The organism is Pseudomonas sp. FME51 (genome assembly GCF_014897305.1).
This window is the reverse complement of sequence record NZ_JABUYN010000009.1, coordinates 143695-170106: the sequence shown is the minus strand read 5'-3', so window position 1 is coordinate 170106 and position 26412 is coordinate 143695. Positions and strand designations below refer to the sequence as shown.

At 62.9% G+C, this 26412-nt stretch carries 18 protein-coding genes and 2 pseudogenes; 13 read left to right on the top strand and 7 right to left on the bottom strand.

Annotation, left to right across the window (positions count from 1 at the left end; genetic code table 11):
* On the bottom strand, positions 1-195 hold a 195-nt coding region (locus INT39_RS16350; protein WP_193075059.1), incomplete at its 3' end, for a hypothetical protein.
* A 20-nt stretch (positions 196-215) separates the two neighbouring features.
* Between INT39_RS16350 and INT39_RS16345 the strand changes: the two genes are divergently transcribed.
* From INT39_RS16345 to INT39_RS16325, 5 genes are all read left to right on the top strand, one after another.
* Positions 216-3809, top strand: coding sequence for a hypothetical protein (locus INT39_RS16345; RefSeq protein WP_193075058.1), 3594 nt, complete (start codon positions 216-218; stop codon positions 3807-3809).
* 110 nt (positions 3810-3919) lie between these two features.
* Positions 3920-5920, top strand: a complete 2001-nt coding sequence (locus INT39_RS16340) for a TolC family outer membrane protein (protein ID WP_193075057.1) — start codon at positions 3920-3922, stop codon at positions 5918-5920.
* Positions 5917-8085: a type I secretion system permease/ATPase gene (locus INT39_RS16335; protein WP_193075056.1), complete on the top strand. Its 2169-nt coding sequence runs from the start codon at positions 5917-5919 to the stop codon at positions 8083-8085. Before INT39_RS16340 ends, INT39_RS16335 begins: the two co-directional genes overlap by 4 nt.
* The gene (locus INT39_RS16330) at positions 8082-9260 is read left to right on the top strand and encodes an HlyD family type I secretion periplasmic adaptor subunit (RefSeq protein ID WP_193075055.1); all 1179 of its coding nucleotides are present in this window, start codon (positions 8082-8084) and stop codon (positions 9258-9260) included. Before INT39_RS16335 ends, INT39_RS16330 begins: the two co-directional genes overlap by 4 nt.
* Before the next feature lie 107 nt (positions 9261-9367).
* Positions 9368-12655: a UDP-N-acetylmuramoyl-tripeptide--D-alanyl-D-alanine ligase gene (locus INT39_RS16325; RefSeq protein WP_226944837.1), complete on the top strand. Its 3288-nt coding sequence runs from the start codon at positions 9368-9370 to the stop codon at positions 12653-12655.
* A gap of 255 nt (positions 12656-12910) precedes the next feature.
* On the opposite strand, the gene INT39_RS16320 is transcribed toward INT39_RS16325, so the two are convergent.
* The 5 genes and pseudogenes from INT39_RS16320 to INT39_RS16305 all read right to left on the bottom strand — a co-directional run bounded on the left by INT39_RS16320 (position 12911) and on the right by INT39_RS16305 (position 17787).
* A complete protein-coding gene (locus INT39_RS16320) occupies positions 12911-13849 on the bottom strand; it encodes a peptidoglycan-binding domain-containing protein (RefSeq protein ID WP_193075054.1) in 939 nt (312 codons plus the stop codon).
* Positions 13850-13991: 142 nt separating this feature from the next.
* A pseudogene (locus INT39_RS23025) lies at positions 13992-14939 on the bottom strand (methyl-accepting chemotaxis protein); the annotation flags it as partial.
* 336 nt (positions 14940-15275) lie between these two features.
* Positions 15276-15473 (bottom strand): annotated as a pseudogene (locus INT39_RS23020) (PAS domain-containing protein); the annotation flags it as partial.
* 108 nt (positions 15474-15581) lie between these two features.
* Positions 15582-17342: a putative bifunctional diguanylate cyclase/phosphodiesterase gene (locus INT39_RS16310; protein ID WP_193075052.1), complete on the bottom strand. Its 1761-nt coding sequence runs from the start codon at positions 17340-17342 to the stop codon at positions 15582-15584.
* Between the two features lie 250 nt (positions 17343-17592).
* The gene (locus INT39_RS16305) at positions 17593-17787 is read right to left on the bottom strand and encodes a Flp family type IVb pilin (RefSeq protein ID WP_226944836.1); all 195 of its coding nucleotides are present in this window, start codon (positions 17785-17787) and stop codon (positions 17593-17595) included.
* Positions 17788-18037: 250 nt separating this feature from the next.
* Here INT39_RS16305 and cpaB point away from each other — a divergent pair, with 250 nt between their 5' ends.
* Genes cpaB through INT39_RS16265 form a run of 8 tightly spaced genes read left to right on the top strand, consistent with a single transcriptional unit; the run spans position 18038 to position 25869 of the window.
* Complete coding sequence (gene cpaB / locus INT39_RS16300; RefSeq protein ID WP_193075051.1) at positions 18038-19000, top strand: Flp pilus assembly protein CpaB; 963 nt, start codon at positions 18038-18040, stop codon at positions 18998-19000.
* Positions 19001-19020: 20 nt separating this feature from the next.
* On the top strand, positions 19021-20268 hold the full coding sequence (locus INT39_RS16295; protein ID WP_193075050.1) for a type II and III secretion system protein family protein: 1248 nt from the start codon (positions 19021-19023) through the stop codon (positions 20266-20268).
* A gap of 11 nt (positions 20269-20279) precedes the next feature.
* On the top strand, positions 20280-21452 hold the full coding sequence (locus tag INT39_RS16290) for an AAA family ATPase (protein ID WP_193075049.1): 1173 nt from the start codon (positions 20280-20282) through the stop codon (positions 21450-21452).
* Positions 21449-22711, top strand: coding sequence for a CpaF family protein (locus tag INT39_RS16285; protein WP_193075048.1), 1263 nt, complete (start codon positions 21449-21451; stop codon positions 22709-22711). The genes INT39_RS16290 and INT39_RS16285 overlap by 4 nt, the downstream gene beginning before the upstream one ends.
* On the top strand, positions 22708-23577 hold the full coding sequence (locus INT39_RS16280) for a type II secretion system F family protein (protein WP_193075047.1): 870 nt from the start codon (positions 22708-22710) through the stop codon (positions 23575-23577). The genes INT39_RS16285 and INT39_RS16280 overlap by 4 nt, the downstream gene beginning before the upstream one ends.
* A complete protein-coding gene (locus tag INT39_RS16275; RefSeq protein WP_193075046.1) occupies positions 23578-24456 on the top strand; it encodes a type II secretion system F family protein in 879 nt (292 codons plus the stop codon).
* Positions 24453-25586, top strand: coding sequence for a tetratricopeptide repeat protein (locus INT39_RS16270; protein WP_193075045.1), 1134 nt, complete (start codon positions 24453-24455; stop codon positions 25584-25586). Before INT39_RS16275 ends, INT39_RS16270 begins: the two co-directional genes overlap by 4 nt.
* The gene (locus INT39_RS16265; RefSeq protein ID WP_226944835.1) at positions 25576-25869 is read left to right on the top strand and encodes a DUF3613 domain-containing protein; all 294 of its coding nucleotides are present in this window, start codon (positions 25576-25578) and stop codon (positions 25867-25869) included. Before INT39_RS16270 ends, INT39_RS16265 begins: the two co-directional genes overlap by 11 nt.
* A 22-nt stretch (positions 25870-25891) precedes the next feature.
* Here INT39_RS16265 and INT39_RS16260 read toward each other — a convergent pair whose 3' ends face one another.
* A complete protein-coding gene (locus INT39_RS16260; protein WP_193075044.1) occupies positions 25892-26404 on the bottom strand; it encodes a prepilin peptidase in 513 nt (170 codons plus the stop codon).
* Positions 26405-26412: the final 8 nt, after the last annotated feature.

The window sequence follows — 26412 nt, the reverse complement described above, 5'->3', positions numbered from 1 at the left end:
CTGACGCAGATGCAGATGCTGATGCAGACGCTGATGCAGACGCAGACGCAGACGCAGACGCCGACGCTGATGCCGACGCAGATGCTGATGCAGACGCAGACGCAGATGCAGATGCAGATGCTGATGCAGACGCAGACGCAGACGCAGACGCAGACGCAGATGCCGACGCAGATGCCGACGCCGATGGCGATGCACTTCTGGATCCCGCAGACACCGTGCTAGGGGCACTGGTGCCGGCGCTGGACGATGCTCTCGGGCTGGATGGCGCACTGGCGCCGGCAATCGCTGCCACCGAAGGCCTGACCGATCGTCTTAACGATGCCCTGGCACCTCTGCTGGGTACTGAGTTCGATCCGAATGATCCGAACAGTCTGGATCAACTGGACGCGACGCTGGGTGGCCTGGGCAGCGATCTTGGTGGTCTGCTGGCGCCGCTGGTTTCCGATATTCTCGGCGGTGATGACCTCGCGATCGAAGCGCTGGAAGGTCTACTGGGTTCGCAGGTCGATTTCGTCACCGATGGGGTTGCCAACCTGCTGAACGAAGAAGGCTTGCTGGGTGGTGTACTGGCCGGCCTGGGTATGGGCGGCACGCTGAGTGCGCTGACCGCTGAAGACGGTGCGCTCGGTTCTCTGCTGGCGAGTTTGCTGGCTGACGGTAGTCTGGCGAGCAGCGTGCTGGCCGAGCAAGGCTTGGTCGGCGGCCTGCTGGCTGAAGACAGCGCACTCGGCACGCTACTGGCCGAAAACGGCATCCTCGGTGGGCTTCTGGACGAAGGTGGCCTCGCAGGTGACCTTCTGGCCGAAGGCACCGTGCTGGGCGAATTGATGACGCAACTCCTCAGCGATAACGGTGTGCTGAGTGAGCTGCTGGCTAACCTGCTTGGCGGCGATGTCGACTTGCTCAATCAGGTGCTCGGCGAATCCACCCTGGTTCAGGATTTGCTGGGAGAAACGGGGCTGCTCGACCTCCTGCTGGGCTCCGAAGGGGTGTTGGGTAATACGCTGGAAACCCTGCTCGGAGAGACCGGCGTGCTGAGTGGTCTGACGGGTGCCAACGGGCTGCTCGGTGACGAAGCGCTGGGGACCTTGCTGGGTGAAGAGGGTGTGGTCACTCAACTGCTGGAACAGCTCCTGAGCAATGAAACTCTCGCGGGACTTACCGCCAGTGACGGCTTGCTGGGCGCGGAGGGTGCACTCGGCGTATTGCTCGCCGAAGACGGTGCCGTTACCCAGCTGATGCACGGTTTGCTCGGCAGCGAGCTGGTGGATAACGAACTGGTCAATGGCTTGCTGGCTGAGGGCGGCGTGGTATCCGAGGTGCTGAACACGGTGCTCGGTCAGAACGGGCTGCTTGACGAGGAAGTGCTCGCGGGCTTGCTGGGTGAAGAGGGCGTGATCAGCAACCTGCTTGATGGGCTGCTGGCTAGCGGCCTGCTGGGTGAAGGCGGGTTTACCGACAATGAGCTGCTGAACGGCCTGCTGGGCGAACAAGGCCTGGTCACTCAATTGCTGGGCGATCAGCTGGGCGGCTTGCCGCTGGAAAATCTGCTCGCCGATAACGGCGTACTGGCCGAGCTGCTGGGCAGCGAAGGATTGGTCGCGGGCCTGCTGAACGGCTTGCTGGGCGAGGGCCTTCTGGACAATCCGCTGGCTGGCGAAGACGTGCTTGGCGGGCTGCTCGGTGAAGGCGGCCTGGTCAGCGGTCTGCTCGAAGAACTGCTGGGTGGCGATCTGCTGAACGGTCTTGCCGGTGACGAGCTGCTGGGTACCGTGCTGGGTGACGACGGGGTGGTCAGCAACGTGCTGGATGCGCTGGTTGGCGAGAATGGCTTGCTCTCCGGTCTGCTGGGCGATGGTGTACTCGGTGACCAGCTGCTGGGCGAAGACCTGCTGGCTGGCTTGCTGGGTGAGCAGGGACTGGTCAGTACCCTGGTTGACAGCTTGCTTGGTGGCGGCATCCTCGGCGAGGACGTACTGGGTGAAGACCTGCTGGGCGCGCTGTTGGGTGAGAACGGACTGGTCAGCGGGCTGCTCGACAGTCTGCTGGGCGGTGGCCTGCTCGGCGACGACTTGTTGGGCAGCGGTGTGCTGGAGTCCTTGCTGGGTGAAGAAGGATTGCTGGGCGGGCTGCTCGGAGGCGACCTGCTGGGTAGCTTGTTGAGCAACGACGGCCTGGTCGGTCTCGATCTGCTGGATACGCTATTGGGTGAGGAAGGGGTGGTCACCGGCCTGCTGAATGGCGTGCTGGGTGGCAACCCGGTTGAGGGTGATCTGCTCGACAGCTTGCTGGGTGAACAAGGCCTGGTGACCAACCTGATCAACACCTTGCTCGGCGATGATCTGCTCGGCACCGACCTGCTGGGCGAAGATTTGCTGGCTGGGCTGTTGGGTGAAGGGGGTGTTGTCAGCGGTCTGCTCAACGGTCTGCTCGGTAGCGATGCTCTGGGCGCCGACCCGCTCGGCAGCTTGCTGGGTGCAGACGGCATCGTCCCGAACCTGTTGAGTGGGCTGACGGGCGGCGATCTGCTGGGCGGCGACTTGCTGAATAACGGGCTGCTCGATGCCCTGCTGGGTGAAAACGGCCTGCTCAGTGGCCTGCTCGGTGAAGGCAACCTGCTCGGTGGTTTGAGCGAGGGTGATCTGCTCAGCGGCCTGCTGGGTGACAACGGTCTGATCAGCGGTCTGCTGGGCGAGGGGCTGCTGGGTGGTCTGAACGAAGGCGAGCTGCTTGACGGCCTACTGGGCGACGACGGCCTGGTGAATGGAATCCTCGACGCTGCTCTGGGTGAGGGCGGCTTGCTTGGCGGAGTACTGACGACCGAAGAAGGCAGCAATCTGCTCAATGGCCTGCTCGGCGAAAACGGCCTGCTCAGCAGTCTGCTTGGCGAAGCAGGCCCGCTGGGCGGCTTGCTGGACGGCCTGACCGAAGAGCAGGCAGGTGATCTGCTCACCGGTTTGCTGGGTGAACAAGGCTTGCTCGGCGGACTGCTCGGTGAGGGCGGACTGCTCGGCGACGGCCAGCTGGAAAGCCTGGGCCTGACCGATACCCTTGATGCCCTGCTGAATGGCTTGCTTGGTGAAAGCGGCCTGCTTGGCGGCGCGCTCGGCCTCGTGAGTGACGATCAGGGTCTGCTGGGCAGCCTGTTCGGCGAGAACAGCCTGCTGGGTGGTCTGCTTGGCTCCGACGGTTTGCTCGGTGGTCTGCTGGGCGGCCTGCTCGGTGGTGTGGGCGACCTGATTGGTGGTCTGCTCGGCGGTGGTGGCGGGATCCTCGGTGGCCTCCTTGGCGAGGACAGCCTGCTGGGCGGTCTCTTGAGTCCGGCTACCGATGGCAGTGCTGGCACTCTGTTGAGCGGGGTGTTGGGTGAAGCTGATCTGCCAGCAATCGAGGATACCGTGCTCGACAGCGAAGGCCTGGTTGCTGATCTGGCCGGCGATGATGGGTTGCTCGGCAGCATCCTGAGCGGCGTTGAAGAGTCAGTTTCCGAGTCCGCGCCTGATCCTGAAGCCTTAATGGCAGAGACTGCGGTGGACGACAGCCTGATCAATGACTTGCTGGGAGGAGCGGCGGAGCAGGATACGCTGGTCGATGAGCTGCTCGAAGACGTGCTGGCAGAACAAGTCCAGGAGGAAGACGCAGAAGATGCGGAGGCTGTCGCGGATAACCAATTGGCGGAAGAGGTCGGTCAGGACGTACTGGAGGATACCGCCCTCGCTGTATTGGATGTCGCTGGTGAGCTGGCCTTTGCATTGGAGCCGACAAGCCTCGACGACCTATTGTCGCAGCAGAATATGTCGGTGATGTAAATTTTATTCACGCGACATTTGACCGAAGGAAGCGCAATGGCGCCGGGCGAAAGCCCGGCGCCATTCGTCGTTAACGGTAACGTGCTGGAAACAGAGCTGAGACGATAGGGATGTGGCAGACAAAGTTGTCATTTGCGGTTGGGTTTTTGTTGTCGGCGGGCAGCGCGATCGCCGTGGCTGACACCGCCATTCAGGCAGGAAAGGCGCCGTCGCCGGGTGCATTATCGGTGACGGAATTCGTCAAGCAGGCCGAGAACGCCGCCTCCACCAGGACATCTGATGCTCCGGTGAAAGGCAACGGCGAGCGGCGAGTGGTGTCTTTCTCGTTGGTAAAGTTTGTCGAGCAAGCCGCCGCAGAGGGTGGTGCGGATGCCGTGCCACGAGTGTCCCTGGTGGATCTGGTGGCCAAAGCAAGCGAACCGGAAGCGACCAAGCCGGAAGCAATCGAGTCAGCAGCAGAGCAAGCACCCGCATCAATCAGCACTGAAACTGCCCGGAACACAGAATCGATCGCGGCGCATACCCCGGAGCAGGCTCCGGAGCCTGCCGGCAGCCCCTCGGGCGTCCTGCGGACGCCGTCGCCCCGAGTCGGGCCTCCTACAACGGAACCTGACAGCACTCTGTTTGCTGAGCGACAGTACGTTGCTGGAGACGCGGTGGAGACTTCTGTGCCTGCTACGGTGAGCGTGCCCCCGGAGCCACTTCCATTGGTGGTTACCAGGCCCATCATCAACACAGATACAGGCAGCGCTGCTCCGGTATCGCAGGCACTGCTGTCGGACCTGGCCAGCGTTGTCCCACCGCTGACGGAGAGCTTCTCCGTCGAGCCATCCGAGCTGTCGGAACTCGATGGCAAGTCAAGCAAGCTGCAGCTTTTTGATGCAGTGCGCAGCGCGTTGAATGGGCATCCCGCTATTGCTGAATCTCTCAGTCGTCTCGATGGGCAACAGGAACAGGTCAGCATAGCGCGGGCGGGTTACTGGCCGCAGCTGAGGTCGGGCATCAATACCGGCTATCGTCACACCACCGGGCGCTCCGAGGAAGCCCTGACGGTCTCTGCCTCGCAGAGGCTGTACGATTTTGGCAAGGTCTCCAGTGCCGTGGAGGCGGCCGAGAGCGGCGTAGACCGGGAAGAGGCCGGTGTACTGCTGGCGGCGGAAGATCTGATCCGCGATACCGCCCAGGCGTTCATCGAGGCGCGGCGCTTCGAAGAGTTGGTCGATCTCGCCACGCAGCAGATCGATGCCATTGCCGAGCTGGAAGCCTTAGCAACCAAGCGTTCGGCGATGGGCGCCGCCTCGCTGTCCGATCAGATGCAAGCCAAATCCCGTCGCGAGGCCGCACGGGCTACGCAACTGCAGATGCAGGCGCAGCGCGATCAGTGGCATCGCGCCCTGGAAAACCTCATCGGCAGCCGGCAAGCGGTGGCCCTGGACGCTGCCTATCCCGAGCCACTGGAAGGACTCTGCCCGCGCCTGCCGGAGAATTTCGACAGCGCTCCCCGGGTGGTGATTGCGGAGGCCGAGCGGGCCGAAGCCGAGGCCGCGATTCGTTCGGCCCGCGCCGAACGGCGGCCGACCCTCTCGCTGAATGCGGATTTCGAGCATTACCTGAACCGGGATACCGGCGGGGGGTTGCAGCAACTCGACGATCAGGAGTTTGTCGTCAGCCTCAACCTGTCCACCAACCTGTTTCAAGGCGGCGCCCTGCGCGCCCGTAGCCGCGCGGCAGAGCACGCTTTGTACAGCGCCAACGCAGCCCGGGACAGGGCACTGCTGGAACTGTCGCGTCTGTACCGGGAAACCCGCGATCGCGCGCGCAGCCTGACCACCAGCCTGGCGTTGCAGGACGACCGTTACGACAGCATCGTCAAGACTCAGGAGTTGTATCGGCATCAATACCTGTCGCTGGGGACCCGCACCTTGCTGGATATCCTCAACACCGAGCAGGAAATCTTTCAGACCCAAGTGGACAAGCAGAATACCCTGTTCGATCTGCGTAGCTTGCAGATCGATTGTCTTTATAGCGTTGGTGGGTTACGCAAGGCGTTCCGCGCCGGTGAGGCGCTGGATCACAGAGTATCGAGCCGTATAACGGAGGTGCGGTCATGACCGAACAATCATCATTTGCCGGTCAGCGTGCCGTTTTCGATCCCTGGATCGACGCCGTGCTGGCGGTGGCGCGGCATTACCGACTGGATTGCTCCGAGGAAAACATCCGCCTGGAGGCAGCCTGGTCGGAAGGGCGGCCGCTGGCCGAAGTGCTCGGCAGGTTGGCGCGTCAGATCGGTCTCAGCTGTCGGGTCAGCGCATTCGACGCAGGCCAGCTGACGCCCTGGCGCCTGCCGCTGGCAGTGGAACTGGATGACGGCCAGATGGCGGTGGTGGAGTCCATTGCCGGCGACGGTCAGCTCAGTGTACTGCTGAGCGGTGACGGCGGCCTGCGCAGTACGCTGCCGCGTGAGCAACTGCTGGCCCGGGCGCGGACCATGGTGGTGCTGCGCCCGGCGCGGGCGGTGCCCGACGCGCGGGTCGACGATTACATCAAGCCCTATCAGCCCCACTGGTTTCGCAGCATCGCCCTGGGTGACCTGAGGCCCTACGGACATGTGATGCTGGCCTCGCTGATGGCCAACGTCCTGGCTCTGGCCGGTATCCTGTTTTCCCGCCAGGTTTATGACCGGGTGATTCCCGCCGAGTCCATGGCCACCCTTTATGTGTTGTTCGGCGGGGTGCTGGTCGCCATGGTGTTCGACTTCGTACTGCGGTGCGCCAGGGTGCGCATCACCGACCTGGTGGGCAAGCGCGCGGATCTGGTCGCCTCCGACCGGGTCTTCGGTCACGCACTGCGCATCAAGAACAGCCAGCGACCGCGCTCCACCGGCACCTTCATTTCCCAGATCCGCGAGTTGGAGCAGGTGCGGGAATTGATGACCTCCACTACGGTGACGGCGCTGGCGGACCTGCCGTTCTTCTTTCTGTTCTGCGGCATTCTCTGGTATATCGCCGGCCCGCTGGTATGGGTGCCGGTGGCGGCTTTGCTGCTGATGGTGCTTCCTGGCCTGCTGATGCAGAAACCGCTGCGGCGCCTGGCCGGCGAAGCGATGCGCGAATCCTCTTTGCGCAGCGCCATGCTGGTGGAATCGGTTCAGGGTATTGAAGATATCAAGAGCCTGCAGGCCGAGCAGCGTTTCCAGCACCAGTGGAACCATTACAACGCGGTAACTGCGGATGTGAACCTCAGGCTGCGCTTTCTCGTCAACACCCTGGGGGTGTGGACCTACAGTCTGCAGAACGGCGTGTTTGCCCTGGTGGTGTTGTTTGGCGCGCCGCTGGTGATGAGCGGCGATCTCACGGTCGGCTCGCTGGTCGCGGCGTCGATTCTGGCGTCGCGGATGATGGCGCCCATGGCACAGGTTACCCAGGTGCTGAGCAAGTGGCAGCAGGCGAAGCTGGCGCTGGTCAGTCTCGACAACATCATGGAGTTGACGGTGGATGATCCGGGCGCTGAGCGCCGCATCCATCGGCCCGCCATCGCCGGTAACTTCGCCCTGCGTCAGGCGGTTTTCCAGTACGGCGAGGGTGCGCCGCCGGTCCTGCGTGTCGAGCAGCTCGATATCAAGGCGGGGGAGCGCATCGCGGTGCTGGGGCGCAATGGCGCGGGTAAATCGACTCTGCTGCAAGCGCTGGCGGGAATGATCGAGCCCTCGACAGGCGAGGTTATGGTGGATGGCGTGCGGCTGTCTCATATCGACCCTGCCGATGTGCGCCGCGACCTCAGCCTGATGGGGCAGAACGCACGCCTGTTCCACGGCTCGCTGCGCGACAACTTGCTGCTCGGCGCGCCGGACGCCAGCGACGATGAGCTGTTGTCCGCCCTGGAAGTCAGCGGTGCTGGCGATGTGGTGAAAAAGCTGCCGGGCGGGCTCGACCACATGATTCAGGAGGGGGGGCTGGGGCTGTCCGGCGGCCAGCGCCAGACGCTGTTGCTGGCACGATTACTGGTGCGCCAACCGCGTGTGCTACTGCTGGATGAACCCACGGCGTCGTTTGACGAGGTGGCCGAGAAGCGCTTTATCCAGCGCCTCGGTCCCTGGCTGCAAGGGCGCACCCTGATCGTGGCGACCCACCGCCAGAGCATTCTCAGCCTGGTGGATCGCATTATCGTGGTCGACAACGGCCAGATACTGCGCGATGGCACCAAGCAGCAGATTCTGGGCAGGCTGGCGCAAGGTGCCGTGGTGCGGCCTGAAACCGCCGCGCGGAGTGACTCATGAAAAACACGCAAAGCTATTACAGCGACGACGTCGATGACACCAGCATCAGCCGCGCCACGCGGATCACCTGGATATCGTCGCTGGCGATCGCCGCGCTGCTGCTCTGGGCTTACTTCGCCGAGGTGGTGGAAGTCTCCACTGGCGATGGTCGGGTCATTCCCATCTCTCGCGAGCAGGTCATACAATCGCTGGAAGGCGGCATCCTGCTCGATCTGATGGTGCGTGAGGGCGACATCGTCGAGGCGGACCAGATACTGGCCCAGATGGATCTCACCAAGACCGAGTCGAACGTGGGGGAGAGCGCCGCACGTTACCGCGCCCTCCTGGCTTCGGTGGCGCGCCTGGAGGCGGAAGCCAATGATACGGTGCTTGAGTTTCCCGTCGAGCTGGACGCCTATCCGGCCCTGATCGCCAGCGAAAAGCGCCTGTACCAAACGCGTCGTGAGGGGCTTAGCCAGACATTGGCAGGGGTGAGAAAGTCCCTGGCGCTGGTGCGCGAGGAGTTGGGCATTACCGAGTCCCTGATGGCCATCGGCGCGGCCAGCAACGTGGAAGTACTGCGCCTGAAGCGCCAGATTGCCGAGCTGGAGCTCAAGGCGGGAGATACCCGCTCCGAATACATGATTCTCGCCCGCGAGGAGTTGGCCAAGGCCCGTTCTGAAGCGCTGTCGCTGGAATCAGTGGTGCGCGGCCGCGTTGACTCCCTGACGCGCCTGACCATCCGCTCGCCGGTACGGGGCATCGTCAAGGACATCGAAATCACCACGCGCGGCGGGGTGATTCCGCCCAATGGGCGGCTGATGGAAATCGTGCCGCTGGGCGATCAGTTGCTGATAGAAACACGCATCTCACCCCGCGATATCGCCTTCATCCATCCCGGCCAAGCCGCCAAGGTGAAGATCACGGCCTACGACTACACGGTGTACGGGGGGCTTGACGGCCAGGTGACCTTGATCTCGCCAGACACCATTCGTGACGAGGCCAAACCGGACAGTGTGTATTACCGGGTATTCATTCGCGCCGACGGCGACGCGCTGGTGAATCAGCTCGGCACCCGCTTTCCCATCGTGCCCGGCATGATCGCCACGGTGGATATCCGCACCGGGCAGAAAACCGTGTTCGATTATCTGATGAAGCCGATCAATTACGCTGGCGAAGCATTGAGGGAAAGGTAGGAGCTTGCGCACTACTGCCGGTGGTGCTGTCAGGTATTTGTGTAGGAGGCCCGCCCTCGGGGCGACGGCGTCCGCAGGGCGCCCGGGTTTACTGGCAGGCTCTGTGCTTGCTGATATTGGCTGGCCTGACGGCCAGCGTCGCCCCGGGCGGTGCGGCGATCCGACGGGCCTCCTACAGCGGGTGTGTTGATGTCGCTATATATATCAATGGGTTAGAGGTGTTTGACGAGAGCATGAATAAAACCCTGTCGCAGCTGCTGGATAAAATGCGTCCCGCGCTGGCGCAGCGCCTCGCCGCGCTGCCGTCACCCTGGCCGAGACATACGCTGTTTCTGTCGTTCAGCGACGGGCAGCGGCGGGCCGCTGTGGTGCATGCCAGCGGTGCGGATTTCGATGCTCTGTGGGATGAAATCAGCGCTGCCTGCCAGCGCCTCGCCGCGCGCCGTAACATGCAGGTGTGCTGGTTGCGGGCGGACTGGGTAACGCAGGCGCAGCCGCTGACCTGGAAAGCGCTGAGGGGCGGCCTGAAGGTACTCAAGCGCAATTATTTCCGTTACGGCCTGGCCCTGGACGCGAATTTTCACAGGGCATTTCTCGAAGGTGAGCTCAACGGCAACGCCATGCTGTACGGCGGCAGTCAGGTGAATCACGCGCTGCTCAACGAGAAGAATTTCAAATTGTATGCGGGCCGACGCTTCCCCGGCCTGGTGCCGGATTTTGCCGACGACGCGCCGGTGTATGTGCTGACCACCGAGGGGCTGTTCTGTGACCTCGACACGGCGCCGCTGGCACTCCACGCCACCGGCTACGATGCCGGTCGGCGCGTTCTTGATTGCGATGCCGGCACGGTGCGCGGCATGATCGAACGGAGCGGGAATTATCTCGCCTCCCAGGTCAGGGAGGACGGGCGCTTCCACTACGGCTGGCATCCCTGCTTCGACCGCCCGATCAACGCCTACAATACGCTGCGCCACGCCAGCACGCTGTATTCCATGCTCGAGGCCTGGGAGGTCACCCGCGAACCGGCCCTGGCGCAGGCCATAGCACGGGGGCTCGACTATCTGTGCTCGGAACTGATCCAGCGCATGGTGTTGCCGACGGGTGAGCGGGCGGCGTTCCTGCTGGATGTGGGCAACGAGATCAAGCTGGGCGGCAATGCCGTGTGCCTGCTGGCGCTGGTCAAATACAGCGAACTGTTCGACAGCGACCAGCATTTACCGCTGCTGGAAGAGCTGGCACTCGGTATCCGTCACATGCAGAACCCGGACAGCGGGGAATTTGTGCATGTGTTGAATTACCCCGCACTCGACGTCAAGGCTGCGTTCCGCATCATCTATTACGACGGCGAAGCGGCCTTCGGCCTGATGCGCCTGTACCGTCTGACCGGCGATGAGCGATGGCTGGCCATGGTGGAAAAGGCCTTCGACAGCTTCATTGCGCGGGAGCACTGGAAGGCCCATGACCACTGGTTGGGTTACTGCGTCAACGAACTCACGCTGTACCGTCCGGAGGAGCGTTATTTCCGCTTCGGCATTCGTAACGTCGCCGATCATCTGGATTTCGTACTCAAGCGGATCACTACCTTCCCGACGCTGCTGGAGTTGATGATGGCGGCGCGGCGTATGCTGGACCGCATTCAGCAGAGTCCGGAGCATCGCCATCTAGTGGGCGAGATTGATCTCGACAAGTTTGATCGGGCGTTGCACGCTCGCGCCGCCTACTTGATGAACGGCCATTTCTGGCCGGAATACGCGATGTACTTCCGCAATCCGGCCAGAATACTCGGCAGCTTTTTCATTCGTCATCAGGCGTTCCGGGTGCGGATTGATGATGTTGAGCACTATCTTTCGGGGTTTGTGGCCTATCACCTATACCTGCAGCGGGAGCAGCGCACGCCGCCGCAGCTGGCGTTTCTTGAAGCTGCGCAGGCGCGCGAGGCTCAACTTGCCTATCAAGGCGGGCCAAACTGGACGGCCGAGCGGCTGCTTTCCGCAACGGGCGGCAGCTGGCGGCAGGCCGCGCCCGGCCCGGCATGGCGGGCGACCGGGCTGTGCACTCTCGCGCAGAGCCTGCAGGCCGGGCAGATGGTCGCGGTCAGAGCGCCGGGCGGCTCCCGTGGGGTGGCGCCGGCAGCACTCAAGCAACTGCCCTTTACCCCGCAGGCATTGATCACCGACCGGCCCGATGGCGTGCCCGGCACCTTGTTGCCGGTCTTGCAGGTGCCGGACCTGAATCAGGCTATCCTCGCCATGGGCGACTTTGCCCGTCAGCAGATGCAAGGCAAGATCATCGGTGTGACCGGCAGTGCCGGCAAGACCAGCACTGTTGCCATGCTGACCCGAGCGCTACAGCCATGGGGTGAGGTTGGGCAGACCCGGCATAATGCCAACCTGCCACATGGCATTGCCTGGAACCTGGCCTCGATCCCCTGGGACTGCCCCCATATAGTGCTGGAACTGGCCATCGGCCGCATGGCCCAGAACAGTCAGCTGACCCGCCCTGACCTCGCGCTGGTCACCAATATCGGTCCAGCCCACCTCGAATACCATAAAACCACCGCGCTGATCGCGCAGAAGAAAAGCCGCATCTTCGAGGGGATGCGGGCGGGTGGTGTGGCCATACTCAACCGGGATATGCAGCACTGGGAGATTGTTCATGCTCATGCCTGGGCGCAGGGGCTGAGCGTGGTGAGTTATGGCGCTCACGCCGACAGCCAGGTTCGCTTGCTGCACTACTGCGTGCAGAGCCGTCGCGTCGAGCTGGCGATAGGCAGCCAGACTTACAGCTACGTTCTGGGCGCGGCGGGCAAGCACATGGCCGTCAACAGCCTGGCCTGTGTCGCTGTCGCCCTGGCGCTGGAACTGCCATTGGCCCCCATGCTCGCCCGGTTCGAGCTGTTCCAGCCGGCCGCGGGTAGGGGCGAGGTGTTCGATGCCTGCACTCCGGGCGGGCGGGTCAGAGTGATCGATGAGTCCTACAATGCCAACCCGCTGTCCATGCAAGCCGCTTTGGCGCTGTTTGCCGATACCGCCGGTACGGCTGAACAGCAGGGCAGAAAAGTGGCGGTGTTGGGGGACATGCTTGAACTGGGCGAGGATGCCGATCGGTATCACGCGCAATTGGTTGACCCAGTACTCCAGGCCCAGCCCGATCTACTGTTACTGTGTGGCGAGCGCATGAAGATTCTGGCTCAAGGGCTCGGTAATCGTCTGGCCATGCAGTGGTACCCCTCGGTCAGAGAACTGAACGCCGCCCTCGGAGATCAGTTGAGGGACGGCGATGTTCTGTTGATCAAGAGTTCCGGGGGGACAGGGTTGTCCAGCACGGTCGAGATGCTGCGAAATAGCACGGCGGCAGCTCCGGTCAGGTCTGCTGCTAGCCCCGGCTGGCTGTAAAGGCTGGATATCGGGGTTATGGGTTTTGTGGGAGGGGCGACCCGCCGCGACGGCGGCCGCAGGCCGCCCGGGTTTGGATTGGGCAGTGCATCCAGCTGGCCTTGCGGCCAGCGTCGCCCCGAGTCGGGCCTCCTACAAAACCTGTGCTGATCTGAGGTTTTAAAGGGGGCGGCGAACCATGGAATCTCCTACAGAAACCCGTGCTGGTATGAGGCCTTGAAGCGTGCAACAGACCCTAGCCAATATGGCAACCGCTCAACGCACCCCGAGCAGTTCAAGACTCTCGTAGGTTACCGCGCCGATGGCGAGGCCGTTGTCGGCCTGGTAGTCCGACAGTGCGGCAATGGTGCGCTGGCCCAGATGGCTGTCAATGTTGCCGAGGCTGTACCCCTTGGAGCTGAGCGCGGATTGCAGTCGGCTGATCAGCGCAGGGTGCAAATCCGAATCACACACCGCGCGGCGGAGGGCAATCTGCGGCTCGCCCTGGTACTTGGTGATATTCATGGTTCGGATCACTGCAGGTTCAGTGCGCTCCAGAACTTTTTCCGGGCTGACCGTCTCCACAACGGGAACCGTGGCAAGCTGGGGCGCTGTGTCAACTTCGACCACCCGCGCGGGCTGGTCCACCACCCAGCGGGTCACGGTCTCGTACACTGCTGGCTCAGTGATCACCCGGGTGGTCTCGGGTTCGACCAGCACGTTGACCATGACGGTCTCCTCCCGGGCGGGGATTTCCGTGGCGCAGAACGCCATCGCGCCACTGTTCCCGTAGCGAGTACCCGCTGCCTGGCAAGGCTCGAGGACTGTCTTGGCCTGTTCCACGGTAAGCACCGCCTCACGCGCCTCGTACACGGCTGGCACGACCACAGTGCGCTGGAATTCGGGTTTGACCTCGACCTGTTCGGATACCTGCTTGAAGGTGGCGGGCACCACGCGATAGGTTTTCACGCCCTCGCGGGTCACTACCTGCTGCACGCCTTCCCTGAGTTGCGCCGGCGCAACGGAATACCTGAGGCTGGACTCCTGCAACACGACTTCCACTTTTTCGTGCAGGGGGCGCGGTTTGATGGGCGCGTTTACCCAGCATTGGCCCGCAGAGATGGCGGCGGTCCGATCCGGCTGCTCGGCGGCAACGGCCGCGAGACTGAAGGATGCGGCAACGAACAACGGGGGCAGCCAAAGAAAAGAGCGCATTCTCACTTCCTGAGTCACATTAATCCAAGCGTTCAATGGTATTGGCTCGACCCGTAAATCTCAAGGCGACAGCCGAATTTAAACAGGGTAATTGGGTGAAGAGTCGTTTCCCATTGCCATGCGTTTGTGCTGCCAGACCGCTTCAGCGGTTAAAACGCTCGACCAGCGTATGCAACGCCTGAGCGGTGGACTCCATGTCTTCGCCGGTTTGCGCCGAGCGTTGCGCGAGGTCGGCGTTCTGGTCGGAGACCAGGGCGATGCTGGTGATCTGCCGGGAAATATCCTCGGCTACATGGGCCTGCTGCTCCGAGGCGGCGGCCATCTGCTGGCCCATCTGGTGGATCTGTTCGATGGCCAGGTTGATGCCGTCCAGTGCCTGCTGGGTATCGACCACATGTTCGACACCGGTTTGCGCCTGCTGGCTGCCCTGTTGGGCAACCTCGACCGCCTGGGCGGCGACCTGTTGCAGTGATCCTATGATGTGCTGAATGCTCGTGGTCGACTCCTGGGTCTTGGCGGCCAGCGCGCGTACCTCATCGGCCACCACCGCAAAGCCCCGGCCATGCTCGCCGGCCCGCGCTGCCTCGATGGCGGCGTTGAGCGCCAGCAGGTTGGTCTGCTCGGCGATGGCCCGGATGATGTCGGCGGCCTGCTGGATCGACTGCGCCTCGGCGGCCAGGCCGTCCACTGAATGGCTGATATTCTGTACGGTATCGGCCAGCCGCTCGATGACCTGGCGGGTATGTTGCGCCTGCTGCGAGCCGGTCTGGCTCAGGCCATTGACCTGTTCCGCTGCCCGCGCGGTCTGGTGGATATGGCTGGACACCTCGTTGATGGAGGCGGCCATCTCGGTCATTGCGGTCGCGGCCATATCGGCTTCGTCGCGCTGCTTCTGTAGCGCCTGGGCTGACTGGCGCGCCAGCTGGCTGCTCTGCGAGGCCAGGTCCTCGGTGCGGGTGGCGAAGTCGTCGAGGCGGCTGAGGGCGGTGCGAATGCGTGATTGCTCGCTGATCAAGATCATCTGCAGGCGTGCCTCCGCCGGCGGCGCGTCGCTGTAGGTGCGGGCAATCAGCTCGCTGTCGAAACTGTCGGTGGTGGTGTCGCGCAGGCGGGCGAACCCCCGCTGTTGCTGCCGCCACGCCAGGCCTTGCAGGCCGAACAGCAGCACCGCGACGCTGCCCAGGCTGATCCCGTAGTTACCGCTGTACAGGGCGACAGCGGCCAGCCCCGTGGCGACCAAGGGGGCGCCGGTAAGGCGGGCCAGGGCGCGCAGGCGGCGGGCGGCGGACGCTGGCGGGCGGCCATTGCGCAGCCGTTCATACAGCGCCGTGGCGCGCCGCACCTGTTCCGGCTCGGGCTTGACCCGCACCGACTCGTAGCCGGTGACCTTGCCGTTTTCCAGGATCGGGGTGACGTAGGCATTGACCCAGTAGTAGTCACCGTTGCGGCAGCGGTTCTTGATGATGCCCATCCAGCTCTTGCCGCTTTTCAGGTACGACCACATATGCTCGAACACCGCTTCGGGCATATCCGGATGGCGCACTATGTTGTGCGCACTGCCGATCAGATCCTCACGGTCAAAACCGCTGACCGCGACGAACTCGTCATTGCAGTAGGCGATCACGCCCTTGGCATTGGTCGCGGAAATCAGCCGCTGGCTGGCCGGGAAGGTGATTTCATGCTGGGTGACGGGTTGATTGTTCTTCAATGGAAAACCTCGAATCTGGCGGCTTTACTCAGGCTGGTTCAGCGGCAATGTGGCGGATATGTCTGGGGTCAGCTGCTCGGCCGGCGCCGGCCGGCCAAACAGGTAACCCTGAAAGGCGTCGCAGCCGGCGCTGCGCAAATAGTCGAACTGCTCATGGGTTTCCACGCCCTCGGCCACCACCTTCAGGCCCAGGGCTCTGGTCAGTGACAGGATGGCGGCGATGATACCCTGATCTCTGGCGTCTTCCAGCAGGGTGCGGACGAACGACTGATCGATCTTCAACCAGTTCAGTGGCAACCGCTTGAGATAGCTTAGCGAAGAATAGCCCGTACCGAAATCATCCAGCGCCAACTGCACACCACGCTGTCGGAGTTGGCCAAGGTGGTCGAGCAACGTCTGATCAATGCCTTTCAGCAGCACGGTTTCGGTCAGCTCCAGGCACAGTCCCGAAGGATCGATGCCCGAGCGGGTCAGGCACTGCTGCAGCAGCTTGAAGAAGCCCGGCGCATTGACCTGACGAGCGCTGATATTGATGTTCAATGTCCAGTGTCTGCTGTGCGGATTCTGTTGCCACTTGGCGAGTTGCGCACAGGCGGTGTCCAGCACCCAGCGGCCGATGGGCACAATCAGTCCGGTCTGTTCGGCCAGCGGGATGATATGGGCCGGCAGTACCAGACCTGACTCGGGGTGTTGCCAGCGCAGCAGGGCTTCCATGCCGATGATGCGCTGTTGCGCATCGACCAGCGGCTGGTAGTGCAGGCGAAGCTCCTGCCGTTCGACGGCGCCGCGCAACTCGGTTTCCAGGGTCAGGCGGCGTTGCGCTTCGATCAACTGTGCGGGGTCGTACAGGGCGAGCTGATTGCGCCCGTTGGCCTTGGCCCGGTACAGCGCCATGTCGGAGCGTTGCAGCAGTTCATCATTGCTCAGATGGGTGCCATGGAAGGGCACGGCGCCGATGCTGGGGGTGGACAGCAGGCCGTAGTCGCCCCAGTACTCCCCCGCACCGGTCTGGTAGGGCTGGCCCAGCGCCGTGAGTATCCGCTCCGCGAGTTGGCTGACCCGGTTCAGCGCCTCGGCCCGCTCGGTGCCCAGATTGCGCAGGATCACCACGAACTCATCGCCGCCGGTGCGCGCCACGGTATCGTCCAGCTGCACACTGTGAATCAGCCGCCGTGCGGTATTGCTCAGCAGCAGGTCGCCCTGTGGGTGACCATAAAGATCATTGACGCTCTTGAAGTTGTCCAGATCGATCGATAGCAGCGCGCAATATTCGCCGGTACCGGCGGATTCGAGGCGGCACTGGTCCAGCCGCTCGTGCAGCAGACGCCGGTTGGGCAGGTTGGTCAGCGGGTCGTACAGCGCCAGTTGCCGGGCTTGCTGTTCGAGCAATCGGAGCCGGGTGATATCGGCGCAGGCGTCGGTGGTGTCGTGAATGAAAAACAGGTAGCCGATGATACTGCCGGTAGCGGCCCGGTGCGGCGCCAGGGTGACTTCGGCGTTGCGGATGCCGAGGGTGGCGTGCTGGATTTCGGTGTTGCAGGTGATGGCTTCACCGGCCAGCAACGCACGGCCATGGCGGGTAATCAGCTCACCGATGGCGGCAAGGCGGGTATGCGCCAGTCTGCAGCCCAGCAGGCGTTCGATGGGATAACCGACGGCGGTGGCCAGCGGCGGATTGGCGAAATGCAGGCATTGCTGCAGATCAATGCGCCCGGTGATGACCGGGGAGTGTTGCAGAGCGATATCCAGGGCACTGGTCTGAGGTGGCGCGACAGTTGATTGCATCTGTAATTGCTCCCTCAGAGTTCATCCCTCATGCAAACCAACCCATGTGACTCAAGTAGTGCCAACGGCAAATAAGATAAGGAGTACTGCCCTTTTGTTACAAAACAACATGCCAACCCTTCAGTGGAGGGCTGGCATATTACAAACAGGGATCAGTTCAACAGAACTGCAGAGCTTAGGAGCGTAAATGTACCTGACCCCTTTTTAACCTTGATGCCGTGACATACTCTGGCAAGAGGTTATTGATTACTCAAGTACCAGAAGGTAGTTTTCCGGTAATGGCAGTGAACACACCGCTGACCTTGAGTCCCAAAGTTTCGACGGCGACCATGATCGCAACAGCAATAAGTCCCGCCATCAACGCATACTCAATCGCCGAAGCCCCATCCTCACGCTTGATAAAGCTACGCAGTGATTCCATCAACATAATCAACTTGGTGTTCATTGTTTACGTCCTTACCGGTGCCCGGTGCAGGTAGTTATCCACAGTCATGCGGACAGGGAGGTATATGTAGAGCCAGCCTAGCGGCTAATGAACTACAAGGTAATTATGCAATTAGTACTAGCACTATATGGCAATAGGACATTGCGCTGCCGTCTGGCTAGAATCCACGCTCATAAGTGCCCGGCTTTTGCCGGGTCGAGTAGGTTGGGCCAGCTGATTTCCTGCCATGGCTACCAAGGAGCGTGCCGCAATGAACAGTCGTGTAACCATGGTATTGGCGGGCTTGCTGCTGGTCGGAGCGGTCATCGCGGGGTATTGGGGGCTGTCCCTGAGTCAGCCGCCGCAGGTGACCGAGGTGGTGGTCGCCGAGCCGGAGGAGCCGGCACCGGCTGAGCCTTTACTGGATCTATCCGCTCTGCCATTGGTGGGTGAGGATGAGCCTGAACGGGTGCCGGTGGTGGTGCTGGCCAAAGCGGTGCCGGCCATGGCCACGATCAGCGCGGAAGACCTGCTGGTGGAAGAGTTGCGCGTGGCGCCGCCGGGCAGCTTTGCCGAGAGCCAGGCGCTGGTTGGTCGGGTGGTGTGGCGCGACCTGCCGGCCGGCACCGTACTGAATGAATCGAGCTTCGAGACCGGTGGGCCGCTGGCGCGGATGATCCGCCCGGAAGAGCGCGCATTGGCGATTCAGGTGGACGAGGTGATCAGTGGCGGCGGGCATATCCAGCCCGGCGACTATGTCGATGTGCTGCTGTTTCTGCGCGACGATGACCGTAACAGCGACCGCACCGTGCAGGTGGTGATCCCCGCCCTGCGCATTCTCACTGTCGGCAGCGCAATGGGCGCTGACCGCAGCGGCGAGCCGCTGATGCCGCCGGTGGCGGAGGACGAGAAAGACAGCCGCGCCAATCGCCGCGTGGAGGCTCCGCGCACAGCGGTGCTGGCCATACCTGAAGCCTTATTGACCCGCTTCATGCTGGCCAGTGAAGTGGGCAAGCTGCGCCTGGCTGTGCGCAGCATCGACGAGAAGCTGCTGGCCGGCTATCAGGCCGGTGACAAGCAACCGGACAAGGTGGAAGAGCTGAATCGGCAACTGTTCCAGTTCGAGAAACTGGCCCTGCGCCAGGCCAGGCAACCGCAGCCGGGATTGGCACCCCAGCGTCCCGCCGGAATCCCGGTGTATCACGGCAGTGCCGTTGCCCGCCAATACCCCTGACCGAGCCAAGGATGCAGACCATGCTGATCAACAACTCCAAACGTATGCTTTACGCTGCCTGTGCGCTGGTTGCGGGGCTGAGTAGCCCGGCGGTCATGGCTGCGGCCAATTGTGCTGCCATGCAGCAGGTGCCGACGATGTTTGAGATCCGTCAGGGCACCCATCAGCAGGTAGAGCTGCCGGTGCCGGTTACCCGGCTGGCGGTGGGCGACCCGGAGGTGGCCGAGGTGCGCCTGCTCAACCGCAACAGCATTCTGCTGCTGGGCAAGGGCGGCGGCGTGACCAACGTCAGTCTGTGGACCCGATGCGCCAGTGCGCCGCATCAAAGCATGCTGTTTGTTGAAGGGCAGGCGACGGCGGCATTGGCCACGCCGCAGTTGGCCGGGAGTGTTGATACGACACTGCCCAGCCAGGTGCAGACCGATATCCGCTTTGTCGAGGTCAACCGCACCAAGCTCAAGGAAGTGGGCATCCGTATCTTCGGTACCCAATCGAATAATTTCCTGTTCGGCTCGCCCGGCACCTCTCCCGGCAGCGTGCCGGTGGGTGGGGTCAGTGGGATAACGCCGGGCGCGCAGGTGCCGCTGTCGGGTGATGGCTTCAATATTCTCTGGGGCGGCGGCAGCAGCAAGTTCCTCGGCGCGTTGAATGCGCTGGAAAACAGCGGCTTTGCCTACACCCTGTCGCGTCCCAGTCTGGTGGCGTTGAGCGGTCAGAGCGCGAGCTTTCTGGCCGGTGGTGAATTTCCGGTGCCGATTCCCAGCAGTGGCAGTGATTCGCTGTCCATCGAGTACAAGGAATACGGGGTGCGCCTGAACCTGACGCCGACGGTGATCGACCGTAACCGGATTCATCTGAAGGTGGCGCCCGAGGTCAGCGAACTGGATTTCAGTGCCGGCATCGTGATCGCCGGTACCCAGGTGCCGGCGCTGAGCGTGCGCCGTACCGACACCAGTATTTCCCTGGCGGACGGTGAGAGCTTCGTGATCAGCGGCTTGATCAATACCTCCAGTCGTTCGGTGGTGGACAAGCTGCCGGGGCTGGGGGATATCCCGGTCCTCGGCGCCTTCTTCCGCAACTCGAGCATGCAGCGCGAGGAGCGCGAGTTGCTGATGATCGTCACCCCGCGCCTGGTCAATCCGCTGGCAGCCAACGCCCAGCTGCCCGAGTTGCCGGGTGAAGACCTGCGCAACTACGACCCTTCGGCGTTCGAAATGCTGCTGTTCGAGAACGGCGATTTTGACCGGTTCAATGGACTTTCCTGGTGAGGAGCACCGAGATGGCACAGACTTTTCTGGCATGCATCGAACTGGATACGGATATCACCTGGCTGCAGAGTGCCTTGGCGCCCATGGGACAGGTGCTGCGGGTAGGGCAGAGTCTGGATGAGCTGCTCGGCCTGATCGATGCCACCGGTGCCACCCTGGTGTTTGTGGCGATTGATCGGGACAACCTGTCAGCCCAGTGTGCGCTCATTGAAAGCCTGCTCGAAGCCAGGCCGCTGCTGGCGGTGATGGTGGTGGGTGATGGTTTCGATAATGATCTGGTGATAGCGGCCATGCGCTCCGGGGCGCGGGATTTTGTCACCTCCGGCTTGCGCACCAGCGAGGTGCTGGGACTGGTGCGGCGCATCACCGAGCGTTTGCCGACGTTGCCGGCGCGCAAGCAGCAGGGCAAGCTGACCTTGCTGTTCGGCAATCAGCCAGATGCCGATGCGGCCCTGATTGCGGCTCACATGGCATTGCTGATGCAGAAGAACGGACAGCGCACCTTGCTGGTAGATCTGGGCGTACCCACGGGGGAGAGCCTGGATGTGCTGGGGCTGGAGGCGAGCTTCGTGTTTTCCGATGCGCTGCGCAACCTGCGGCGCATCGATCGCAGTCTGATCGATAACGCCTTCATCGAACACGACAGCGGGCTGCGGGTGCTGCCCGCCGGTACCGATGAATCGCGGATCGATCTGTACAGTTCATCGGAGCTGTATCTGCTCGCCGCCTCACTGCGCCAGAACTTCGACCAGGTGCTGATCAACCTGACCGGCCAGCCGGACACGGAAATGCTCCGCAACTTTGTCGGCCAGGCCGATCAGCTGTGCTGGTATGTGGACCCGAGTGTGTCCTGCTGCCGGCGCAATCTGGATCTGCTACTCAAGTGGCGCACCGATGGGGTCAAGCTGGAGCATGCGCGGCTGCTGATTGATCGCTACTTCGACCGTGTGGCGCCGGCTCCCAAGGCGCTGGGACGGACCTTTGAAATGCCGGTGCTGGCGACGTTGCCGGCCAGTGCCGAGCTGCGCCTGAAAGCACGTAATCAGCGCGCCACGCTGTTCCAGCTGGCGCCGCGCGATAAGCTGGCCAAGGCGCTGACCGAGGCGGTGTCGACACTGACCCCGGCGGCGGGCAAGACGGCATCACGCGGGTTGTTACAGCGCCTTGCGGGGATGGCCAGATGAACCGTCAGTTGCAGGCCGGTCAGGGGAAGGCGGTGGTGGAGCTCAAGGCGCAGCTGCATCGCTACATCATCGACGAGCTGGAAGGTGAGGCCGACAACCTGCTGGAAGGCCCACGGGCCACGCTGGTGCGCTTTGTGGCCGACCGGGTGACTGAATATACCCGACGCTCGCAGTTTGCCATTTCACGTTATGAAGCTGATCGGCTGACCGAAGAGTTGGTCGATGAGCTGGTCGGTTTCGGTCCGCTGGAAGTGCTGCTGCGTGATCGCACCGTGAGCGAGATTCTGGTCAATGGACCGCAGCGGATCTTTGTTGAGCGCAATGGCGTACTGCAACACAGCGATCTGCGTTTCATGGATGATCAGCATCTGCTGCGGGTCATTCAGCGGATTCTGGCGCCGTTGGGCCGACGTCTGGATGAATCCTCACCGATGGTCGATGCGCGGATGCCCGATGGTAGTCGGATCAATGCGGTGATCCCGCCGGTAGCGCTGGATGGCCCCTGCCTGTCGGTGCGCAAATTCAGCCGCGATATGTTGAAAAGCACTGACATGCTGGCCACCCGGTCGCTGGATCAGGCGATTCTGGACTTCTTTCATCTGATGGTCAGAAAGGGCTGCAACGTGCTGGTCAGCGGCGGTACCGGTACCGGCAAGACCACATTGCTGAACATGCTCAGCCAGATGATCAATCCGCGTGAGCGCATCGTCACCATTGAAGACACCGCCGAACTGCAGCTCAAGCACGACCACGTTGTGCGCCTGGAAACGCGTCCCCCGAATGCCGATGGGCATGGTGAGGTGACCGCCCGGGAGTTGGTACGCAACGCCCTGCGCATGCGTCCGGATCGTATCGTGCTGGGCGAGATTCGCGGCGTCGAAGTATTGGATGTGTTGACGGCGATGAATACCGGGCATGACGGTTCCATGACCACGGTGCACGCCAACTCGGCGTCGGATGCGCTGCTGCGACTGGAGACTCTGGTGGGGCTGTCGGGTATTCAGGTGCCGGACCGCACCCTGCGTCAGACCATCTGCTCGGCGATCGATGTGATCGTCCAGCTGACCCGGACCAGCGATGGCCGGCGTTGCGTGGCCGAGGTGCTGGAAGTGGTCGGCCTGCGCGAGGATCACTATGTGACCAATACGCTGTTTCGTCTGGAGCATGGTATCCATGGCGGCTTCGTGCGTGAGGCACTGAATCCGGCAGGTGAAAAACTGCGCCCCGAGACCAACCAGCCGGGAATGCCGCGGCGATGAACCTGGCGCTGCTGCTCTGCCTGCTCATGCTGATCGGCGGTGTGTGGCTGATGCGCCGGGGTGTGCGTGATGCCCAGTCCGAACGGGTGGTGGAACGCCTGGCTGAGGGCCAGGCGCAGCCGGTTCGCGTGAAGATGGGCATATTTCAGCGTGAATTGCTGCGCTCGGGTTTGCGCATGCCGTCCTGGCTGGCGGTACTGTTGCTGGTGGCCTGGCTGCTGGTGGCATTCCTCGCCATGGTGCTCGGCGGCTGGCTGGCGCTGTTGATCATGCTGCTGGGCCCGCTGGTGTTGTTGCGTCTGCTCATGATGTGGCAGTACAGCCGACGTCTGCAACGCATGATCGGCCAGATGCCGCAGTTTCTCGATCACGTGGTACGTAGCTTGAAGTCTGGTCGCACGCTGGGTGATGGCATGCTGCTGAGCATGGAAAGCTGCCAGGAGCCGCTGCATGGCGCCATGACGCGAACCCGCAAAGCGGTGGAGCGCGGCATGCCGCTGGCCGAGGCGATGGAAGATTTCGCCGAGCTGTATGAGCGCGACGAGTTTCACATCCTGGCCATGGGTATAGCGGTCAACCAGCGCTATGGCGGCAACGCCAGCGAGCTGCTGAACAACCTGATCGGCATGATCCGTGATCGGGACCGGGCGGCGCGGCAGCTGCGCGCACTGACCGGCGAAACCCGCATCAGCGCGGTGGTGCTGGGTGGGCTACCGCTGGCCATGGGCGGTTATATCTTTCTCAGTAACCCGCAGATGCTGCTGAATATGTGGGAACAGTCCGGTGGACGCCTGGTGCTGATGGTGGCGTTTGGGCTGCAGGTGATCGGCACCTGGCTGCTGTGGCGCATGATGAGGAGCATCTAGATGAACCTGTTGCTGCTCAGTGGGGTATTGCTGTTGTTGGCGGGGGCGCTGGTGATGTCTCTTGGGGTGCGTGAGCATCTGCAGGCGCGCCAGATGATGGCGCGGCTGGGGGACAAGCAGGGTGGCGCTGCGCGGCAGCAGCTGGGCGAACGCCGGTGGGCGACCCAGCTGGGCAAGTCGGACCCGGAAACCCTGACCCTGCTGCTGCGCCTGGGCTGGCGCAGCAGTCAGCGGCGGGGGTTGTTTTTTGCCATCCAGATCGCCGTGCCGCTGGCGCTGACGCTGCTGGCGCTGGTGTGGCAGGCCAGTCTGCAGGAGCCACCGGCGCTGCCCTGGCTGGCACCCTTCTTCGCTTTCGGTATCGGCTACCTGATTCCCAAACGGGTGCTGGCATCCAAGGTGCGGCAGCGTCAGGAACGGCTGGCTGAGGAAGTCTCGCTGATGATCCCCATGCTGCGCATGCTGTTCGATGTCGGCATGACGGTGGAACAGGCGCTGCGCGTGCTGGCCAGTGAAGGAAAGGTGATTCTGCCGGAAATGGCCAAGGAGCTGCGTCAGGTGCTGGCCCGGGTGGATGCAGGGCTGGAGCTGGGGCGGGAGTTGCGTGAGGTGGCGTTGTTGATGCAAGTGGACGACATGACCGACTGCTTCGCCATTCTCGAACAGCTGATCTATCAGGGTGGTGGGGCGATGGCGTCGCTGCTGTCGTTGAAGGAGCTGCTGGATGACCGGCGCATGACCACTCTGCAGGAACGCGTTTCCAAGATGTCGGCAAAGATGTCCGTGGTGATGATGCTGTTTCTTTTTCCGGCGCTGCTGATCGTACTGGCAGGCCCGGGTTTTGTGGCAATTATTCAGGCGTTGGGAGATATGGGATGAAGCGAGTCACTGCGATGCTGCTACTGGCTGGAAGTCTGGCCGGGTGCGCCAGTAACTCGGTGAGCGAATCACCCTGGCTGGTGCAAAAGGACGCGAGCGCGCCCAGGAGCTGTGAGCCCCTGACCGCTGATCAGGAGCTGGTGCTGGGGCTATCCCAGGAAATGGCCAGTGCCGGGCGCCGGCATGCGGCGCTGGCCAACCTCGAGCGATTGCCCAGTGACATACCGCAGGTGCGCCTGAGCAAGGCCCGTCTGCTGCGTGTGCTGGGCCATGGCAGTGAGGCCGAAACACTGTATGGCAGCCTGCTGAACAGCTGTCTGATGGCGGATGCCAACCATGGGCTCGGGCAGACCGAGGCTGCGCGGGGCCGTTACACCGAGGCGCAGGGCTACTTGCGCAACGCTGCCAGTCTGTCGCCAGCCAATGAGGCGATCCGCAACGATCTGGGTGTGGTGTACATGAACCAGCAGCGGTTGTCCGAGGCACGCTTCGAGCTGCTCACCGCCATGGAGCTGAACGAAAATTCCAGGGGCGCGCCACAGAACTTACTGGCTTTGCTGATCTATCAGGGCAACTGGCAGGGCGCTCGGGAGCTGGTCAGCGCTAAGGGACTCAGTAGTGATGACTTTAAGCGTGCCGAGCAGCGGGCCCGGAGCATGCGTAACAAAGCTACCAGTGCGCCGACGCCAGCGGTGGCCGTGCAGCCATTGGCTACCCCGGAGCCGGAGGGAGCTGCTGCGGCGGTGGCCTCACTGGCAGCGGCCGTCGCGCCCGTGCGCTCAGCCGCCAGCGTACCTGCCGCTGTGTCCGCGACGACTCGAACCCCGGTCGCTGCACCAGTTACAGCCCCGACCCCTGCGCTAACACCGACCCCTGCGCGGACCCCGGTCCCGGTTCGCGATGTCGCTGGAGCTTCGGCATCGGCACGGTCGGTGACGCCGATACCGCTGTCGGTTGCCGCTCGCGCCTGGGCCTTGGAAGAAGCTGCTCCGCTCGATGGCGCTGCGCGCCAGATTCGCAGCGTGGAGCAGAAACCCTCCGCTAGCGTCCGTCCCCTGTTGGTGTGCCGATCATCGAGCGCGAGTACGCCCGGGTTGGCGGTCATGGAGTGCCTACCTGATGAAGAATGAGATGCCTATGTGTACCCGGATACTGGCTGGCCTGGCGCTGGCGGTTACTTCCTGCATTCTGGTCGCCGGCGATGCTGCGCCGCCGCTGGTGGCGGAGCGTCCCGAGACGCAGACCGAGATGTGGCTGCAAGTGCAGCGCGAAGGCAACGCCGCTGCCCGCCAGCGCGTACAGACGGCGACCCCTGCAGAACGTGAACGGAGCATGCAACGCCTGCTGGACAGCTACAGCCACCCGATACCGGAATACTTCGGTGAGGACGACGGTGGTAGCTTCGAGCGCTGATCTGGGCTCAGCGCCGCAGCGGTCAATGCAGCCAGAGGATGCTGGCCAGAAGACCGCAGAAGAAGAACGGCGCGTAGGGCAGACGATTGCGGTTGGCCGGGTCCATCATGGCCAGATGGTATCGGCTGGAGGGCGGTAGCCGCCGCCAGATGAACGGGCCGGCAAGCGCCCATGTCAGCATGGCGACTGCCGCACCGGCGACTGTCCCCAGTACGTGAAGGGGGCTGCTGGCCAGTGCCAGCGCGGCCAGCAGCTTGACGTCGCCGGCGCCCATTCTGCCGCCGATATATCCCGGCAGGCTGAGCAGCAAGGCCAGCAGCAGGCCGAGCATGACCGGGCCGGGTGTAACACCGGTAAAACTGTGTCCGGTCCATATCAGAAAGGCGGTGGCCACCGCGCCGCAGCCGAGGGTCAAGACGTTGCTGATGCGGCGTTGCCGGGCGTCCAGCAGCGCGCAGCACATACCCCAGGCGAGCAGGCTGGCTGGGGCCAGGCAGGTAATGGAGATTTCCACAGTCTTGATGATCCATTGCATCGGTCCGA

Bases quoted from the DNA above. Each gene is read 5' to 3' on its own strand.
- INT39_RS16265 (WP_226944835.1), top strand. From the start codon at position 25,576: ATGAAGAATGAGATGCCTATGTGTACCCGGATACTGGCTGGCCTGGCG.
- INT39_RS16340 (WP_193075057.1), top strand. From the start codon at position 3,920: ATGTGGCAGACAAAGTTGTCATTTGCGGTTGGGTTTTTGTTGTCGGCG.
- INT39_RS16305 (WP_226944836.1), bottom strand. From the start codon at position 17,787: ATGAACACCAAGTTGATTATGTTGATGGAATCACTGCGTAGCTTTATC.
- INT39_RS16330 (WP_193075055.1), top strand. From the start codon at position 8,082: ATGAAAAACACGCAAAGCTATTACAGCGACGACGTCGATGACACCAGC.
- cpaB (WP_193075051.1), top strand. From the start codon at position 18,038: ATGAACAGTCGTGTAACCATGGTATTGGCGGGCTTGCTGCTGGTCGGA.
- INT39_RS16295 (WP_193075050.1), top strand. From the start codon at position 19,021: ATGCTGATCAACAACTCCAAACGTATGCTTTACGCTGCCTGTGCGCTG.
- INT39_RS16310 (WP_193075052.1), bottom strand. From the start codon at position 17,342: ATGCAATCAACTGTCGCGCCACCTCAGACCAGTGCCCTGGATATCGCT.
- INT39_RS16260 (WP_193075044.1), bottom strand. From the start codon at position 26,404: ATGCAATGGATCATCAAGACTGTGGAAATCTCCATTACCTGCCTGGCC.
- INT39_RS16275 (WP_193075046.1), top strand. From the start codon at position 23,578: ATGAACCTGTTGCTGCTCAGTGGGGTATTGCTGTTGTTGGCGGGGGCG.
- INT39_RS16335 (WP_193075056.1), top strand. From the start codon at position 5,917: ATGACCGAACAATCATCATTTGCCGGTCAGCGTGCCGTTTTCGATCCC.
- INT39_RS16280 (WP_193075047.1), top strand. From the start codon at position 22,708: ATGAACCTGGCGCTGCTGCTCTGCCTGCTCATGCTGATCGGCGGTGTG.
- INT39_RS16285 (WP_193075048.1), top strand. From the start codon at position 21,449: ATGAACCGTCAGTTGCAGGCCGGTCAGGGGAAGGCGGTGGTGGAGCTC.
- INT39_RS16270 (WP_193075045.1), top strand. From the start codon at position 24,453: ATGAAGCGAGTCACTGCGATGCTGCTACTGGCTGGAAGTCTGGCCGGG.
- INT39_RS16320 (WP_193075054.1), bottom strand. From the start codon at position 13,849: ATGCGCTCTTTTCTTTGGCTGCCCCCGTTGTTCGTTGCCGCATCCTTC.
- INT39_RS16290 (WP_193075049.1), top strand. From the start codon at position 20,280: ATGGCACAGACTTTTCTGGCATGCATCGAACTGGATACGGATATCACC.